Raw genomic sequence first — 18333 nt, 5'->3', positions numbered from 1 at the left:
ATGTCCTCGCGGCGGGGAGGGGGAGGGGGGCCTAGCCGACCACGATCGACACGCCGCGCCCGTGCATGCCCAGGCTGACCGCCTCCAGCGGATGGCGCTGGCGGTCGATGTGCGGGCAGACCACGAACAGCTCGCCGATCTCGCTGTCCAGCGTGTACTCGTAGAAGCCGCCCAGGTAGGTCGACTTGAGCACCCTGGCCTCCATGCCGAACTCGCCGGGGTCGCCCACGCGCCAGGCCTCGGGGCGCACCGCCACCTGCACCGGGCCGGCCCGCAGCGACAGCGGCGGGCGCCATTGCAGCGGTCCCAGCCGCACGTCGCCGGCCGCCGTCACCTGCGCCGGCAGCAGCAGCGCCTCGCCCATGAAGCCGGCCACGAACTCGCTGTTGGGGCGCTCGTACAGGTCGGCCGGCGTGCCGGCCTGGGCGATCCGGCCGTCGCGCATGACGATGATCTGGTCCGACACCGCCAGCGCCTCGCTCTGGTCGTGGGTGACGTAGGCCACCGTCAGCCGCAGGCGCTGCTGCAGGGCGCGGATCTCGTCGCGCATCTGGCGCCGCAGCCGCGCGTCCAGGTTGGACAGCGGCTCGTCGAACAGCAGCACGGCCGGTTCCAGCACCAGCGCGCGCGCCAGCGCCACGCGCTGCTGCTGGCCGCCGGACAGTTCGCCCGGCCAGCGCTTGCCGTAGCCGGACAGGCCCACCGTGGCCAGCGCGGCGTCCACCCGCTGCTCCATGCTGGCCCGGCCCACGCCGGCCACCGCCAGGCCGTAGGCCACGTTGTGGAAGATGGTCATGTGCGGGAACAGCGCGTAGCTCTGGAACACCAGGCTGACGTGGCGGTCCGCCGCCGACATGGTGGTGACGTCGGCGCCGTCGATCCAGATCTGGCCGCCGGTCGGGCTCTCCAGGCCGGCGATCATGCGCAAGGTGGTGGTCTTGCCGCAGCCCGAGGGGCCCAGCAGGGTGGTCAGCGTGCCTTTCGGCACGGTGAAGTCGATGCCCTTGACGGCCAGCGGTCCGTTGCTGGCGTAGGCCTTGGTGATGTTCTTGAATTCGATACCGGGCTTCATGATGTGCTCCTGTCTGTTCTCGTTATGGCCGGGCCGCGGCCATCGCCGGGGCCGCCTCGGCCTTGTCGTCCGCCGTCGCCGCGGCGCGGCGTCCCAGCTTGCGTTCGCCCACCAGCCACTGCACCATGGCGGTGGCCGACAGCATCAGCACCGTCAGCACCGTGCAATAGGCCAGCGCCACGCCGTACTCGCCGTTGCCGACCCGGCCGATGATGAAGGTGGTGGCCAGCTCGTACTCGGCGCTGACCAGGAAGATCACCGAGGACACGGTGGTCATGGCGCGCACGAAGCCGTACACCAGCGAGGCCACCAGCGCCGGGCGCAGCAGCGGCAGCATCACGCGCCGCATGGTCGTCACGGTGGAGGCGCCCAGCATGGAGGAGGCCTCGTCCAGGCTCTTGTCGATCTGCTTCAAGGCCGCCGTGCCGGCGCGGATGCTGACCGGCAGGTTGCGGAACACGAAGCACAGCAGGATGATCAGGCCGGTGCCGGTCAGCTCGAACGGCGGCACGTTGAAGGCCAGCACATAGGCCACCCCCAGCACCGTGCCCGGCACGGCGAAGGCCAGCAGCGCGCCGAACTCGAACAGGCCGCGGCCGCGGAATTGCACCCGCGCCAGCAGGTAGGCCATCAGCAATCCCAGCAGCGCGGTCAGCGGCGAGGCCATGCCGGCCAGGCGCAGCGTGGTCCACAGCGAATCCCAGCCCGCGCCCAGCCACACCAAGCCGTGGTCCCATTCGAGGCCGAAGGCGGTGTGGAAGTGCTGCAGCGTGAAGCTGAAGTCGCGCCCCCACAGCTTGACGAAGCCGCCGGCGAAGGCGAACAGGTAGATGACGGCGGTGAAGGCCAGCCACGGCATGGCGACGGCCATCGCGGCGCGGCGCACCGGCGCCGGCAGCGGCGGCGGGATGCCGTTGTCGCCCTTGCCGGACATGCTGGTGTAGCTGCCCTTGCCCAGCGCCATGCGCTGCAGCACGAACACGGCCAGCGCGAAGGCGCTCAGCACCAGCGCCAGCGCGGCGGCGCGGCCCTGGTCGAGCTGGGCGCCGACGATGGCGAAGAAGATCTCGGTCGACAGCACGGCGAACTGGCCGCCCACCACGATGGGGTTGCCGAAGTCGGCCATCGATTCGATGAAGCCGACCAGGAAGGCGTTGGCCAGGCCCGGCCCGAGCAGGGGCAGGGTCACGGTCATGAAGGCGCGCATGGGCTGGGCGCGCAGGGTCTGGGCGGCCTCCTCCAGCGTGGGGGCGATCGACTGGGCGACGCTGCGCATCATCATGTAGGCGATCGGCGTGAAGGCGATCATCTGCGCCAGCCACACGCCCTTGGCGCTGTAGAACCAGCGCGAGGGCTCGATGCCGAACAGCTGCTCCAGGCCCTGGTTGACCAGGCCGGCGCGGCCGAACAGCAGGATCAGGCCCAGGCCGACCACGAACGGCGGCGTGACGATGGGCAGCGTGGACAGCACCCGCACCAGCGGCCTGGCGCGCACCAGCGAGCGCTCGGTGAGCAGCGCCAGCAGCGTGCCCAGCACGGTGGTGCCGGCGGCCGTGGCCAGCGCCAGCGCCAGCGTGTTCCAGGCCACGCCGCAACTGGCCCGCCCTTGCAGGCAGCCCAGGTTCCAGATGCGGTCGCTGGCCAGCCGGGACCAGGCCTCGGCCGCGCTGACGCGGCCGGCCTCGTCCAGGAAGGCGCCGGCCAGCGACTTGAGCACCGGGGCGGCGATGAACAGGATCAGCAGCGCCGAGCACAGCACCACCGCGCCGGACACGAATTCGTTGCCCTGGAAATAGCCCAGGCGGGCCACGCCGGTCGCCAGCAGCATCAGCAGGGACAGCAGCGTCAGCGCGCCGCCCCAGCCCAGGCCGGGCTGGCCGACCGGCAGTGCCAGCGCGCCGTCCTGCCAGCCAAACCAGACCCAGCCTTGAGGGCCGATCGCGAAGCCTGCGCCCAGCAGGCCGGCCAGTCCCAGGCCGCCGGCCGCCGCCAGCAGCAGGCCCTGCTGGCGGCGGCCGGCGCACAGCGGCGCCAGCAGGGCCGCCAGCGGCGCGGCCAGCGGCAGCCAGAGCCAGAAGCGGCCGCGGCTGGCCTGCAGCCAGCCGGGGGCCGAGGCGGGGTCGCCGAAGACGGCGGGGTAGTCGCGCAGCCAGCCGGCGTCCGGCATGGCGTACCACGGCAGCAGCAGCGCGGCGGCGATGGCGAGCGTGGCCCAGCCTAGCGCCGCGCCGCTATGGAGTGTGTTTCGTTTCATGATGTTTTTCCTGTGCGGGCCTCGGCCCGGTCATTGCCCGCGGTGGCGGCGCCGGGGTGGCGCCGCGTGATCACCGCCGCATGGCGCGCCCTTAGTTGGCGCCGCCGTTGACTTCCTTTTCCCAGCGTTCAAGCAGGCGCTTGCGCTCGGCGGCCTTGCCGTATTTGGCGAAGTCGTAGTTGATCAGCTTGATGCGTTTGACGTCCGGCACCCGCGGGTCGACCTTGGCCGCCGTGTTGGCCGGCAGCTGGAACTGCTTGGCCGCCAGGCCCAGCTCCTGCGCCGGCGCGGTCAGCGCCCAGTCGTAGAACTTCTTGGCGTTGGCCAGGTTGCGCGCGCCCTTGACGATGGACATCGAGCCGACCTCGTAGCCGGTGCCCTCGCACGGCGCCGCGCTCTTGACCGGGAAGCCCTGCATCACCTCGCCCGGCACGTCGTGGATCCAGCCCACCGCGATGGTGTTCTCGCCGTGCGACACGTTCTTCAGCGGACCCGAGCCGGAGCGCGGGTACTGGCTGATGTTCTTGTGCAGCGCCTTCAGGTACTCGAAGGCCTTGTCCTCGCCGGTGATCTGCACCAGCGTGGCGATGGCCATGTAGGCGGTGCCGGACGAGTTGGGGTTGGCCATCTGCACCTCGCCCTTGTACTGCGGCTGGATCAGGTCGGTCCAGCACAGCGGCGCGGCCAGCTTCTTCTTGGCCAGCAGCTCGGTGTTGTAGGCGATGCCCAGCGGGCCGGAATAGATGCCCACCGTCTTGTAGCCGGACTGCTTGGCCTGGTTCACCGCCCAGTCGCGCAGCAGGTTGATGTTGGGCGACTGGTAGGCCAGCGTCAGGTCCTTCTCGGCCGCCTGCAGGTGCGGGTCGCCGGTGCCGCCGAACCAGACGTCGGTCTTCGGGTTGGCGCTCTCGGCCGAGATCTGCGCCAGCGCCTCGCCGCCGCCCTTGGCCACCAGGTTCACCTTGATGCCGGTGGTGCGCGAAAAAGTGGTTTGCACCAGGCTGCACCATTCGGCCTGGACGCCGCAGATGATGTTCAGCGAGCCGGCGTCGGCCGCCAGGGCGGGGGCGGCGACGCTTGCCAGCAGCGCGGGCAGGGCGAGGCGCGATAGGGATGGTTTCATGTCGTCTCCTTGTTGTGTTTTTTCGTTAGAAGGCGTAGCGCAGGCCGGCCCCCACGGCGCGCGACTTGGCGCCGGTCGCCGGGCCGACGCCGCCGGCGTCGAAGTCGTACTTGCCGCGCGCCTCGTTGTCGACGATGGCGACGAAGGTCTCGGCCAGCATTTGCTTGTCGAACACGTACTGGTAGGCGATCACGGCGTTGCGCGCGCCGGTGTCGGCGCCGTTGCAGAAGCTGCCGTTGCCGTGGGCGCACTTGACGTCGCTGCCCACGCCGTAGCCGCCGTACACCACGTGCGGGCCGAACACGTGCCTGGCGCCGAACACCACGCCGGTCTTGCTGAGCCGGGTCTTGGCGGTGCCGGTGGCGTTCGGGTCGCTCATGCGCATGCGGTCGTAGCCCAGCGCCAGGATGGTGCCGGTGCCCAAGGTGTAGCGCACGCCGAGGCGCAGGTCGCGGTCGCTGGTGTCGCGGTCGGTGGAGCCGTTCAGCGTGCCCTTGTCGGCGCGCACCTCGTGCGATACGCGCAGGTCCAGCGGGCCGGCCACGTATTGCAGGCCCAGGCTGTAGCTCTTGTCGTCCAGGTGCGGGCTGGTGGCGGTGCCGGCCGCGCTCTTGTTCTCATTGGCGCTGAAGTAGGCGCGCGCCGACAGGCCGTGGAAGCGGGCCGATTCGAAGCCCAGCGTGTTGTCGAAGCGGACGTTGAACTGCGGGCCGGTGACGGACTGGCCGCTGTTGCCCGACAACATGCCCTGGTTGTCCTGCACGCCGGCGCCCATCGGCGAGAAGTCGGCGGTGCCGCTGTTCCAGCGGGCCGCCGCCGTCATGCGGCCCAGCTTGAGGGTGCCGACGCCGTCGAAGGCGATGCCGACGAAGACGTCCTTGGCGCTGCCGAACATGCCGCCGCTGGTGCTGCCGTTGGCGTTGTCGACCGAGATGCCGGTGGTGTACTGGGCCAGCCCGGTCATGCCCCGGCCCAGCGGCAGGCTGGCCTTGATGCCCAGCTCCGAGCTGACGTTGCTGAGGCGGAAGCGGCCCGGCTTGTCCTGCGCCGGCACGGCGGCGCCCACCGCGTCGATGTGCTCGAACTGGGCGTCGGCCACGCCGTACACGGTGGTTTGCAGTCCCGACTGGGCTTGCGCGCCCGGCATCGCCGCCAACACGGCCAGCGCCGCACCCGCCATCGTCACGCTATGTTTTTTCATTCTGGTCTCCTGTGGAGCGCTCGGGGCGCCCTCTGTCTGCTTCGTTCAAGGGATCGATCCGTCCGCCGGACCCGGCGTGACACACGACTGGAACGGAGTCTAGGGCAGCTTCGTGGAAATTGCGAACCGGCAAGGCCCGAAAACGACAGGTTTCTTGCAGCGGGCTTTCAGCTTCCTTTCAGATCGCTTTCAAGCCGCAAGGCGGACCAAGTTAGTGCTGACGCGCAATATACAGCGGGCTACAATAAACCCGAATCCCCACAGCCACCGGCCACCACCATGAAGATATTGCTAGTTGAAGACGACGCCGACATGTCCAAGGCGCTCACCCGCGCGCTGGAGAAGCGGGGATTCCAGGTCACGGCCTGCGGCGACGGCACCCAGGCGCTGCGGCTGATCCGCGACCAGGTGGGCGACCTGGTGATCCTGGACCTGAACATCCCCGGCCTGGACGGCCTGCACATCCTGCAGCGCAGCCGCGCCCAGGGCATAGCCACGCCGGTGATCGTGCTGACCGCGCGCGGCGCGGTGGGCGACCGGGTGGCCGGCCTGAACGCGGGCGCGGACGACTACCTGGCCAAGCCCTTCGACCTGGAGGAGCTGGAGGCGCGCATCCGCGCGCTGCTGCGGCGCAAGGGCGGCGAGGAGCCGCAGCAGAAATGCGGCCAGCTGCGCCTGGACCGCGGTTCCGGCGCCTTCTACCACGGCGAGGCGCCGCTCGAGTTCACGCCGCGCGAACAGGCCTTGCTGAAGGCGCTGATGGCGCGCCCGGGCCACGCCGTCAACCGCGAGCGCCTGCTGCAGCTGGTGTTCCCGGACGACGCCAACGTGCAGGTGGAGGCGATCGAGGTGGTGATCCACCGCCTGCGCAAGAAGCTGGTGGCGACCCGCACCGAGATCATGACCCTGCGCGGCCTGGGCTACCTGCTGCGTCCCGCGCCGGCCGCATGAGCCGCGCGCCCCAGGCCCGCTCGCTGCGCGGCTTTCTGCTGGCCGGCATCATCTGGCCGCTGGCGCTGTTCATCGCCATCGGCGCCGTCCACCTGTACGGCAGCGCGCTAGACACCGCCAACGCCGCCTACGACCGCATGCTGGTCACCACCGCCTATTCGGTCGGCGACCAGATCTCGCTCGAGGGCGGCCAGCTGCGCACCGGCGTCTCCTACGCCATGGTGGAGGTGTACGAGGCGGGCTTCTCCACCCGCATGATCTACCGCATCAGCGACCGCCAGGGCCGCTACATCGCCGGCGACCGCGACCTGCCGGCTTACCTCGGCTCCGGCGCCGCCTGGCCCGCCGTGCCGGCGCTGCTGAAGGTGTACCAGGGCCGCTACGGCAGCGCGCCGGTGCGCATCGCCGCCGTGGCGCAGCCTTCCAAGCGGCACCTGCCGGAGGACGACGTGGTGATCCAGATCGCCGAGCCGCTGGCGTTCCGCGAGGGCGCGGTGCGCGACATCCTGTGGGGCACCGTGCTGCGCCAGACGCTGCTGGTGCTGACGGTGGCGGCGGTCACCTGGCTGGTGGTGGGGCGCGCGCTGCGCCCGATCGAGAGCCTGCGCGCGCAGCTGGCGGCGCGCCAGGAGGACGACCTGTCGCCGCTGAGCGCGCCGCAGGCGCCGCGCGAGCTGCAGCCCATGGTGGCCGCGCTGAACGAGCACATGGAGCGGCTGCACCGCACGGTCGACCTGCAGCAGCGCTTCGTCGCCAACGCCTCGCACCAGTTGCGCACGCCGCTGGCGGTGCTCAAGATGCAGCTGCAGTCCGGCGCGCGCGGCGACATCGCGCCCGAGCTGGCCCTGCGCGAAATGGGCGCCACCGTCGAGCGCGCGACCAACGTGGCCAACCAGTTGCTGTCGCTGGCGCGCATCGAGCAGATGCGCGGCCAGGGCACGCGCGAGCGCTGCGACCTGGCGGCCATCGCGCGCGAGGTGGCGATCGACCTGTCGCCCCTGATCTCGGACAAGGACCTCGATTTCGAACTGGACGCGCAGTGCGCCGAGGTGGAGGGCCGCGGCTGGATGGCCACCGAGATGGTCTCCAACCTGCTGCACAACGCCATCCGCCACACCCCGCCCGGCTCGCGCCTGGGGATACGGGTGGCGGCGCTGGAGGACGGCGTGGAACTGTGCGTGTGGGACAGCGGCCCCGGCATCGCCAACCAGCGCGAGATGCGCGTGTTCGAGGCCTTCGCCGGCTGCCACAGCTCGCAGGGCGGGGGACTCGGCCTGACGATCTGCGCCGAGATCGCCGATTCCATGGGCGCCGGGCTCATATTGAGCAACCGCGGCGCGCCCGGCCAGGTGGAGGGCCTGGACGCGCGCGTGCGCTTCCCCGCCGGCGCGGCCGCCGGCTGAGGCCCCCCAAAATCTTCACTTGCCAAAGAAAAGTTTGTGCTACCATGGTTTTTCCTGAAAACGATTTCATAGAATTTCATCAAGGAGACAAACTATGCAGACACGTCGCACATTGCTGGCCGCCATGGCGGGATTCGCCGCCGCGCTGCTGGTCAAGCCCGCGGGCGCCCAGGCGCTGGGCAAGCCTTTCATCGTCTATGACGACGAGTTGAAGAACGGCTGGCAGAACTGGAGCTGGGCCAAGGTGGCCCTGTCCGTGCCGGCCGGCGGGGGCAAACCGGTGAAGGTGGAGGGCGATCCATGGAGCGCGCTGCTGCTGCACCGCGACGCCTTCTCCACCGAGGGCTACACCAAGCTGACCTTCATCATCAACGGCGGCGTCGAAGGCGGCCAGGACCTGATGATCAAGGCCATGGCCGGCGGCAAGCCGATCGAATCGAATTTCGTGATTCGCCCCAAGGCCAAGACCTGGGCCGCCGTCGAAGTCCCGCTCAAGGAAATCGGCGCCGACGGCAAGACCATCGACGGCATCTCCCTGCAGGCGCAGGCCAATCCCTACAGCGCCTATTACGTCACCAGGATACAGTTCGAATAGGGTGCATCGCCGCGGCCGCGACGCCCAGGAGGCAACGGGAGTCGACCTCGCTGGCCATCCGTCCATTGGGTGCAACAGCGTCGCAGTGACAGACGGCAGGACATGCTGTACATTGCGAGACCTGATGATTGCCGCCGGACCGGCGCCCGGCGGGCTCGCCGCTGTCCGACCATCCAACTTTTATCTATATGCACGCGTTATATTCAAAGGCACTGCTTCGGCTGGTCCTGCTTCTCGGTATGAGTATCCTGATCGGGTATCTGTGCGTCAGCCGCAGCTATCACCGCGTCCCCTTGTTCGAGCAAGAAGATTTTTCCTGGGAGTTGCGCAAGTACAACACCCCGGACGCGACGACCAACCTGAACGCGAGAGTCGATGCCGCGCGCCTGATCATGGAGTTTGTCCTGTCAGGCAGCAATCCCCAATCCTATGCGTCAAGCGCCCTGTTCTTCACGGACCGCAACGGCAAACCGGCGCTGCTCGACTGGTCCAGGTTCGACAAGATCAGTTTCGAGGCACGCTGCTTCCCCGCCGGTACCATCCGGGTCGGCTTGGCCACCTTCGATGACAAGCTGTCCAAACCGGGTGAGCTGATGACCTACCGCTCGCCAATGGCATACGTCAACTGCAACCAGGACGGGGACCGCGTCGAACTCGATCTGGCGCATTTGACCATTCCGCAATGGTGGGTCGACATGAACAAACTCAACCCATCCGATCTGGGCTACTCGCTGGCCAAGGTCGCGCAGATCGATGTCGGCACCAGCACTGCCAGCCGCGTCGGCACCCCGTCGCGTATCGAAATCGGGGGAATCGAAATGCACGAGCGGAAATACGGCTACCTGTATTTTCTCGCCGTGTTCCTGATACTGGCCTGGGCTGGTTTCGGGTTCTGGTTCGTCAAGCAGTACGCGGTGGCCTTGGCCAATGACCTGCAGGCGCGGATGCAGAAAGACCTGCCGCTGGTGGCGTACCAGCAGCTGGCGCTGGAGCCGCACCGGGAAAGGGAAAAATCCGCCATTTTGAGATTGCTGGCGACGCGTTATGCGGATTCGGAACTGGATCTGGAAACCGTGGTGTCGGAAACCGGCGTCAACCGCAATAAGGTCAACGACATATTAAAGGCGGAAATGGGATACACCTTTATCGGTTACCTGAACAAGCTCAGATTGACCGAAGCATCGCGCCTATTGGTGGAAAACTCCAGCGCCAGTATTGCGGAAATCGCCTATTCGGTCGGATATAAGAATTCCTCGTATTTCAATAAGCTCTTCAAGGAAGAATACGAATGCACGCCCAAGGCATTCCGGGAAGTATGCAAAAAGGAGCCGCAGGAGCCGGCGCCATAAAGCCCATATTTCGCTGGCAGGGCTGAGCGCGGCCGCGTTCATGGGTGTACCCGGCGCCGCCGCCGCGGGCGCCCGGTTCGGCAAGCGCGCGCGAACAGACGCGCCGATGTTCTTCGTGGTACGCATCTGGCCACCATCGGCGGCCGTCTTGGCGATACAAAATACCCCCGCAATTTAGCATTCGTCGCCCCCTCTCCACCCGGCGATGACGCGCGCCGCCACTCTGGATGAGCGCAATCCAATATTCCCAGCCCCTGATTATCCAATGAAAGGTGTGCGGCCGATCGGTCTGCGCGCCGCTTCGGCGATCCCATACGGCGCCATATGACGCCGTCTTGGCGTCGCCGGCACGGGCCGGGCGGGCAGAAAAAGGGCACCGGGACAAGCGCCGAGATAGCGCGAATTGTGAAGATATTACAAGGTGCAGATAATCGCATTGATACTGCACTTCCTTGCATCCGACGCGCGGCGACGGCGCCGCGGCCGCTGCCGCACAGGGGATGGCCGGCTCGGACGGCGGCCTGTTAGGCGATCAATAGCAAAATCTGCACGCGTACCGATGCCGGCCGTGCAGAATTTTCTCCCCGGGCCGTCATGGGGGACGGCGACGCATTTCAGCCTGTTTTTTTGCCGAAATATTTGGGATAGACTCGGCCGAATTGCCGCGCAGGTGGGACTGCCCTCAGTCCCGCAAGCGAAAGCCAAACCGTCGAAAATAAAATGGAGAAGACATGAGTGTAGTGAAGAGCAGCGTACTGACGCTTGCAATGCTGGCGGCCGCGCCGGCGTTCTCGGCCGTGACCATCGACGTCGATCCGGCCAAGCCTGGTGCCGTCATCAACAAGAACGTCTATGGCCAGTTCGCCGAGCACCTGGGCACCGGCATCTACGAAGGCATGTGGGTCGGTCCCGGTTCTAAAATCCCGAATGTCAGGGGCTGGCGCAAGGACGTGGTCGGTGCGCTGAAGGAGCTGCGCGTACCGCTGGTGCGTTGGCCGGGCGGCTGCTTTGCCGATGAATACCATTGGAAAGAAGGCATCGGCCCACGCAACAAGCGTCCGGTCAAGGTCAACACCAACTGGGGCGGCGTGGAAGAGAGCAACGCGGTCGGCACCCACGAATTCTTCGATCTGGCCGAAATGCTGGGGGCCGACACCTATGTGAGCGGCAACCTGGGCACTGGCTCCCCGCAGGAAATGTCGGAATGGATCGAGTACATGACCTCCGACAGCAAGTCGACCTTGGCCGAGCTGCGCCGCAAGAACGGCCGCGCCAAGCCATTCAAGGTGGACTTCTTCGGCGTCGGTAACGAGTCCTGGGGCTGCGGCGGCAATATGACGCCGGAGTATTACGTCAATTTGTACAACAACTATGAAACCTTTCTGAAGGCGCCGCCGCAATATCGCCCGAAAATAGTTGCCAGCGGCGGCCATTCGACCAACAAGTGGACCGACGTGCTGAGCGGCGGCCTGAAGGGCCGCACCGTCGGCATCAGCTACCACTACTACACCATTCCGACCGGCAACTGGGACGTCAAGGGGGCGGCCACGGGCTTCCCGGAGGCGCAATGGATGTCGACGCTGGCGAACGCCTTGAAAATCGACACGAGTATCAAGGAAAACGTCGCGGCGCTCGAGAAGAACGATCCGGAAAAGAAGATCAGCCTGCTGATCGACGAGTGGGGCACTTGGTATGACGTGGAGAAGGGCACCAATGCTGGCTTCCTGTTCCAGCAAAACACGCTGCGCGACGCCGTTGTCGCGGCGCTGCACTTCAACATTTTCCATGCCCATGCGGACCGGGTCACGATGACGAATATCGCTCAGATGGTCAATGTGCTGCAGGCGATGATCCTCACCGACAAGGACCAGATGCTGCTGACCCCGACCTACCATGCCTACAAGATGTACGTGCCGTTCCAGGATGCGACCTCGTTGCCGGTGGCCTTGCGCGACAACGTCGAGTACAAGGTCGGCGCGACCAGCATCCCGGGCATTAGCGCCTCGGCGGCGCGCGCCAAGGACGGCAAGCTGTATCTGGCGATCGTCAACACCAACCCGAACGAGGCGTCGGACGTGGCGCTCAATGTCGCCGGGCAGAACGTTTCCGGCGTCAGCGGCCAGGTGCTGACGGCGGCGGCGATGGACGCGCATAACACCTTCAAGCACAAGGATGCGATCAAGCCCGCGCCGTTCGCGGCGAAGGCGGTCGATGGCAAATTGAGCCTGAAGATCCCGGCCAAGGCGGTGGTGGTGGTCGCGGTCGATAAGTGAGCAGGGGGGGCGAGCATGGAATTGGCGCGGTGTACCGCGCCCCTGCGCACCGGTGCCCGGGCGGAGGCGTAATTCACCTTGTCAGCGGCGTAACCGGTGGCAAGTAACTTGTAGTAGACGCAACAGAGAGGAAGCATAAATCATGAGGGGACAACAAAAAATGAGATTTCAGCTTACGGCTGTCGGACTGGCTTGCGCCACGCTGCTGGCTGGCTGCGGTGGCGGTGGCGGTGGTGGTGCCGGCGGAGGCGGGATGGCGCAATCGGTTTCCTTCCCGTTCCCGGGCGGGGAGACGGTGGCGGTTCCGCCGACCATCGCGACCATCACGCTGAAGGCCACGGCCAGTTCCGGCGGGCCGATCACCTACGTGTCGAACACGCCCGGCACCTGCAGCGTCAGCGGCGCCACGCTGTCGCTGCTGAAGGCGGGCGAGTGCTCGGTGAACGCCAACCAGGTCGGCGGGGATGGCTACGCCGCGGCCACGCAACGCCAACTCTTTGTCATTCCCAAGCGGCCGGCGGCTGTCATCTTCCGCAACCCGGGGGCGCAGCCCCTGGACACGCAGCCGGTGCAGCTGGAGGCGACGTCCACCGTGGCCGGCCGCCCCGTCGTCTTCACCACCAGCACGCCCGCGGTGTGCTCGGTCAGCGGAACCACGCTGCAAAAGCTTGGCGATGGGCTGTGCACCGTCACCGCCACGATGGACGGCGGCGATATCTACGAGTCGGCGAAAGTGGAAAAGACCATGCCGATCGGCGCCGCACTGGCGCCCGAGATCAAGTTCTTGAGCGGCTACAAGAATACGACGACCACCAACGAGGACGGGAAAGTCGACCCGCACGGCGGCAGCAGCGAGACCGATTGGTGGTGTAAGGGCTGGTGCGACGCGAGCGTTTCGGCGGACGGCAGCAGCATCACCGATACCTACACCTACAAGAACGCGCCCTACACCGACGGACGCTGGTGGCGGGTTTGGGCCGAACTCGACGTGTACGCGCCCCACGTGTCGAATATCTCGAACACCAAGGACACACCGGAAGGCGTGCGGATCGATGCCCAGGCGGCGCTGAAGTTCAACTTCTCGCAGAACCAGGAATGGTTCGCCACCGGCGACAACCAGGTCGAAGTGGACTTGATCCTCGGCCACTTCAACCGCAAGGCGAACAACGACGCCTGCAACGTGAGGGTGCGGGCGACTTTCAAGCCAAGCTCCCCGGCCCCGGCGAACTACAGTCTCAAGCTCAGGGACTTCACCGTCTCGGAGGCGTGCGAACTGAAGGATCTGAACCCCTGGTTCGAGCTGCAGGATTATCCGGTCGTCGCCATCAGGTTCGCCTCGCCGGTCGGCAACTTCAAGGTGCCGAATCCGAACGCGCCGGCTCCGAATTACCAGACCACGATCACGCTGACCGGGCCGATCACCTTCCAGTGACGGCGCGCGACCAGTTCATGCCCCCGCCCCGGCGCGGCGGTCAGCCCAAGCAAAACAGGATTTCAAGAGGAAAGAGATAATGAGGACAATCGGAACAATGATCAAGCGGAAACCCGTGCGGATGACCGCGCTGGCGCTCGCGGCGGCGCAGCTCGCGGCGCTCTATGGCGGCGCCGCGCAGGCGCAAACGGCGCCTTCGGGGGCGCCCTCCAAGGAACAGGAGCCCGTGGCCGTGGTCGTGACCGGCCAGCGCGCGGCGATGCAGTCGGCCGCCAAGCTCAAACAGAATGCCGAGGAGGTCATCGACGGCGTCGTCGCCGAAGAGGCCGGCAAGCTTCCCGACAAGTCGATCACCGAGGTGCTGCAGCGCGTCGTCGGCGTGACGATGGACCGCAACCGCTCGCGCGGCGACCCGGAGCATTTCTCGGTCGAGGGTTCCGGCATTTCGGTGCGCGGCCTGACCTGGGGTTCGTCCACCTTGAACGGCCGCGAATCGTTCTCGGCCGGCTACCCGGGCCGCGAACTGAGCTGGGGTGACATTCCCTCGGAACTGATGGCCGCGGTGGTCGTGCACAAGAACCCGCCGGCCGAGTTGATCGAGGGCGGCGTCAGCGGCCAGGTCGACTTGCGCACCGCGCTGCCGTTCGACTACAAGGGCGATAAGTTCGCGGCCTCGACCTACGTGAACTACACCGAGCTCGGCAAGCAAACCTCGCCCGCCCTCTCCGGCCTGGTCTCGAAACGCTGGGAAAACGATTTCGGACAATGGGGCGCGCTGCTCAACTTGTCCGGCAACCAGAACAATAACCACAACGACACGGTGCAAGTGGACGCCTACTTCCCGCGCACCGACATCCCCGGCCATATCGGCCAAACCGTGTGGGTGCCCAAATCGGCTTCGTGGCGCACCAACCTGAGCGAGACCAACCGCGCCGGCGTGTATGCCGCGCTGCAGTGGAAGAAGGGCGGGGCATCGTCCGCGCTCACTTATTTCCACTCCGGCTACAAGGAAACCGGCACCGAGAACGCCCTGTACACGGGTGTCGAGGACTCCTACAAGTCCACGCTCATCAACCCGGTGTTCGACAGCAGGGGCATCCTGCAGTCGGCCAGGTACACCTATCCGCTCGGCGGCCGGGGCGCGAATAATTTCGTGGACGGCGGACTGGGTTTCAATTCCAACCAAACCTATAACGACAGGCGCTCGCAGACCCGCGAGATCGCCTGGAACGCCAAGTGGACCATCGACGAGCGCTGGTCGCTCCAGAACGACCTGCAATGGGTCCATGCCACGAGCAAGTCCACGAACGTCAACATGACCCTGGCCACCTTCGTGCCGAGCATGAATATCGACCTCTCCAAAAATATCGGGGAGATCACCTTCGACGACAAGGCGAAAGAGTTCCTGCGGAATCCGGCCAACTACTACCTGGAGATGTTTGGGCCGGGCAAGGAAAAGGCGGACGCCGACCTGTACGCGTGGAAGACCGACCTGCGCTTCAAGTTCGACCATCCGGTCATGCGCGACGTGCGCTTCGGCGTGCGCGCGACCAAGCGCACGGCGAACCGCGTCACGGGGAGCGGCTCGGAATGGTACAGCATCTCCAAGCCATGGGAAGTGAGGAACACGTCCACACCGGGGCAGCCGGCCGCCACGACGGACGAGCCGACCTGGGCGTCGCGCGCCAATTTCACTTACCTGAGCGATCCGAGGGTCGCCGCCCTGGTGCCGACCAGCCTTTACACCTTCGAAAACTTCTTCAACGGCAAGATCCCCAACCCGGGTGCCCTGGTGGCGCCGAGTCTGGCCGCGGTCAAGGACTATCCCAACGCCTACGCGGCCGCGGCGAATCCGATCATGAAGATTCAATGCGAGCAGGGCAACGCGCAATCCGGCACCAACAACGACTGCTCGAACTTGCCCGACCCGTGGAAGCCGCTCGTCTTCGACGGCGACCCGTCCAAAACCTCCCGCCAGTCGGAGACGACCGAGGCCGCCTACCTGATGACGCGCTTCGGCTTCGACGATCTGCGCTTCCCGATCGAGGGCAGCGCCGGCGTGCGTATGGTCCACACCGACACGAAAGCCCGCGGCTACACCGTGTTCCTGCCGACCTACAGCAGCACCTCGCAACCGTCGGTGCCGAGGTTCGGACAGATCAACGAGCCGATCGTCGAAGGCCGCAGCTCCGTCGACCTGCTGCCGAGTCTCAACCTGAAGATGGAACTCACCCCCCAGCTGCAAACGCGCTTCGCGTTCGCGAAGTCGATGTATCGGCCGAGCTTTGGCGACCTGAACGAGTACGTCAAGCTGGAGCAGCAGGTCATTTTCGCCCCCAGCGGCGGCGCCGTGCAGACCGTCAACTACAAGGGTGAAAACAAGGGCAACGTCCATCTGAAGCCCACCAAGGCCACCAGCTTCGACGCGACGCTCGAATGGTATCCGGGCCACGGCTCGTCGCTGACGGCCGCCTTGTTCCACAAGGACGTGACCGACATCATCATGCGCTCGGCCTATACCCGCGACTACAACGACCTGGCCGGCAACGCGCAAACCTTCATGATCACCGCGCCGGACAACGCGGCGGACGGCAAGGTGACCGGACTGGAGCTCGCCGGCCAGACCTACTTCAACAATGTGCCGGGATTGGCGGAGGTTCTGCCGGAATGGGCCAAGGGCTTCGGCGTCTCGGCGAACTACACCTACATCAAGAGCAAGCAGACGCTGCACCATCCGTTCAATCTGAAGTACTGCCCGGCCGCCAATTCGTTCAACAACAGTTCCTTGAACTTGCTTGGCTGCGACACCAATGGCATGCCGTTCACCGATATGCCCTTGCAGTATTTGTCGAAGAACGCCTACAACCTGATGTTCATGTACGACCGGGGGCCGATGTCGATGCGCCTGGCCTACAGCTGGCGCAGTCGCTTCCTGCAGGGCGTGTCCGTCAACGGCACGCAGGGCCAGGACGCCACCAGTGCCGATCCGACCCGGGCGACGGTTGTCGATGGCAAGACGGTCTATCCGCGGGACGTGGGCTGGGGCTTGCCGACTTGGCAGGAAGCGGCCGGACAGCTGGACTTCGGGTTCGACTATAGGTTCAACGACCATGTCCAGGTCAGTTTCAACGCAAGCAACATCCTGGATACCGTCGTTAAGCAGACCCAACAGCAGGGTATCGGCAACATGATGCGTTCCTGGTTCGAGCCCGGCCGCAGTTATCGCCTGGCGCTGCGTTACACGTACTAAGTCCGGCGCGCTGTCCCGGCATCGGGTCCATCGCCACCCCGGCGCAATGGACCTTCTGTAGTCTCCTATCTGTCGCTCCGGCGGCAGTTTTCAGAGGCGGCTCCGGCCGCCTCTCTTTTTGTATGGGTTGCCTATGTCTGACAAAGCCATTCGAACCATCGTCATCGTTGGCGGCGGCACCGCCGGCTGGATGACCGCCGCGCCGCTGGCGCTCAAGCTGCCCAAGACCTGCGAGGTCGTGCTGGTCGAGTCGGCCGAGATCGGCACCGTCGGCGTGGGCGAAGCGACGCTCCCGACCATCCGCCATTTCAATATCGCCCTGGGCATCGACGAAGCCGATTTCGTCAGGAAGACGCAGGCGAGCTTCAAGCTCGGCATCGAATTCAAGGACTGGGGCCATGTCGGCAACCGGTTTTTCCACGGCTTCGGCGATTTCGGCCCGGCCATCGAGAACCGCCCGGCGTACATGTACTGGCTGCGCCTGTCGCGCGTGTTCAAGGACATGCCGTCTTACGAGCAATGGTCGATGGCGACCATGATGGCGCGCAGCAACCGCTTCATGCCGCCGCAAGACGAGCTGCCATCGATTACCGACGCGTATAGCTCGGCCTACCATTTCGACGCCGGACTGTACGCCGCCTATTTGCGCGACTACGCCACGCGACGCGGCGTCAAGCGTATCGAAGGCATGATCGAGCACGTCGAACAGCACCCCGAGACCGGTTTCATCACCGCCCTCAAACTGCGCGACGGCCGCCGCGTCGAGGGCGACCTGTTCGTCGATTGTTCGGGCTTTCGCGGCCTGTTGATCGAAGGCGTGTACCAGGCTGGCTACGAGGACTGGAGCGCCATGCTGCCGTGTAACAGCGCGCTGGCCGTGCCATGCGCCAAGGTCGATCCGCTCACGCCCTACACCACCTCGACCGCCAAGGCCGCCGGCTGGACCTGGCGCATTCCGCTGCAGCACCGCACCGGCAACGGCCACGTGTACTGCGACGGCTACACCAGCGACGACGAGGCCGCGCGCGTGCTGCTCGAAGGCCTCGACGGCGAGGCGCAAGGCGAGCCGCGCCAGTTGCGCTTCACCACGGGCCGGCGGCGCAAGTCCTGGGTCAAGAACTGCGTCGCCATCGGCCTGTCGGGCGGCTTCCTCGAGCCGCTCGAATCGACCAGCATCAACTTCATCGAAAACGCGGTCGGCTGGCTGCTCCAGTATTTCCCCAATCGCGAATGCCGTCCCGAACTGGCCGACGAGTTCAACCGCCTGGTCGCGCAACGCTACGAATACGTGCGAGACTTCATCATCATGCACTACAAGCTCACCGACCGGACCGATACGGAATTCTGGCGCTACTGCGCCAACATGCCGATTCCCGACACGCTGCGGCACCAGATCGAGACCTTCCGCGAAACCGGGCGCGTCGTCGTCT

The 18333-nt window shown here is 66.0% G+C and carries 12 protein-coding genes; 8 read left to right on the top strand and 4 right to left on the bottom strand.

The window, feature by feature from the left end; genetic code table 11:
• Positions 1 to 31: 31 nt before the first annotated feature.
• From BM436_RS29785 to BM436_RS29770, 4 genes are all read right to left on the bottom strand, one after another.
• Positions 32 to 1072, bottom strand: a complete 1041-nt coding sequence (locus BM436_RS29785; RefSeq protein ID WP_093559650.1) for an ABC transporter ATP-binding protein — start codon at positions 1070 to 1072, stop codon at positions 32 to 34.
• Positions 1073 to 1094: 22 nt separating this feature from the next.
• Complete coding sequence (locus tag BM436_RS29780) at positions 1095 to 3326, bottom strand: ABC transporter permease (RefSeq protein WP_093559648.1); 2232 nt, start codon at positions 3324 to 3326, stop codon at positions 1095 to 1097.
• Between the two features lie 91 nt (positions 3327 to 3417).
• The gene (locus BM436_RS29775) at positions 3418 to 4449 is read right to left on the bottom strand and encodes an ABC transporter substrate-binding protein (RefSeq protein WP_093559646.1); all 1032 of its coding nucleotides are present in this window, start codon (positions 4447 to 4449) and stop codon (positions 3418 to 3420) included.
• 25 nt (positions 4450 to 4474) lie between these two features.
• A complete protein-coding gene (locus BM436_RS29770; protein WP_093559644.1) occupies positions 4475 to 5650 on the bottom strand; it encodes a porin in 1176 nt (391 codons plus the stop codon).
• 279 nt (positions 5651 to 5929) lie between these two features.
• Between BM436_RS29770 and BM436_RS29765 the strand changes: the two genes are divergently transcribed.
• The 8 genes from BM436_RS29765 to BM436_RS29730 form a co-directional block, all read left to right on the top strand.
• Complete coding sequence (locus BM436_RS29765; protein WP_093559642.1) at positions 5930 to 6601, top strand: response regulator transcription factor; 672 nt, start codon at positions 5930 to 5932, stop codon at positions 6599 to 6601.
• Positions 6598 to 8004, top strand: a complete 1407-nt coding sequence (locus BM436_RS29760) for a sensor histidine kinase (protein ID WP_093559640.1) — start codon at positions 6598 to 6600, stop codon at positions 8002 to 8004. The genes BM436_RS29765 and BM436_RS29760 overlap by 4 nt, the downstream gene beginning before the upstream one ends.
• Before the next feature lie 94 nt (positions 8005 to 8098).
• Entirely contained in the window at positions 8099 to 8599 is a 501-nt protein-coding gene (locus BM436_RS29755) for a hypothetical protein (protein ID WP_143133359.1), read from the top strand.
• Between the two features lie 239 nt (positions 8600 to 8838).
• Positions 8839 to 9948 (top strand): helix-turn-helix domain-containing protein, encoded by a 1110-nt coding sequence (locus tag BM436_RS29750; RefSeq protein ID WP_177307614.1) that lies wholly within the window; start codon positions 8839 to 8841, stop codon positions 9946 to 9948.
• A gap of 731 nt (positions 9949 to 10679) precedes the next feature.
• Positions 10680 to 12221, top strand: coding sequence for an alpha-N-arabinofuranosidase (locus BM436_RS29745; RefSeq protein ID WP_093559634.1), 1542 nt, complete (start codon positions 10680 to 10682; stop codon positions 12219 to 12221).
• Positions 12222 to 12474: 253 nt separating this feature from the next.
• Positions 12475 to 13653, top strand: coding sequence for a hypothetical protein (locus tag BM436_RS29740; protein ID WP_093559632.1), 1179 nt, complete (start codon positions 12475 to 12477; stop codon positions 13651 to 13653).
• A gap of 97 nt (positions 13654 to 13750) precedes the next feature.
• Entirely contained in the window at positions 13751 to 16903 is a 3153-nt protein-coding gene (locus BM436_RS29735; RefSeq protein ID WP_177307612.1) for a TonB-dependent receptor, read from the top strand.
• A 133-nt stretch (positions 16904 to 17036) separates the two neighbouring features.
• On the top strand, positions 17037 to 18333 hold a 1297-nt coding region (locus BM436_RS29730; RefSeq protein WP_143133358.1), incomplete at its 3' end, for a tryptophan halogenase family protein.

The organism is Pseudoduganella namucuonensis, from assembly GCF_900116645.1.
Classification (GTDB): domain Bacteria; phylum Pseudomonadota; class Gammaproteobacteria; order Burkholderiales; family Burkholderiaceae_D; genus Rugamonas; species Rugamonas namucuonensis.
The sequence above is the reverse complement of the archived record's forward strand: the minus strand, read 5'-3'. Positions and strand labels throughout refer to the sequence as shown.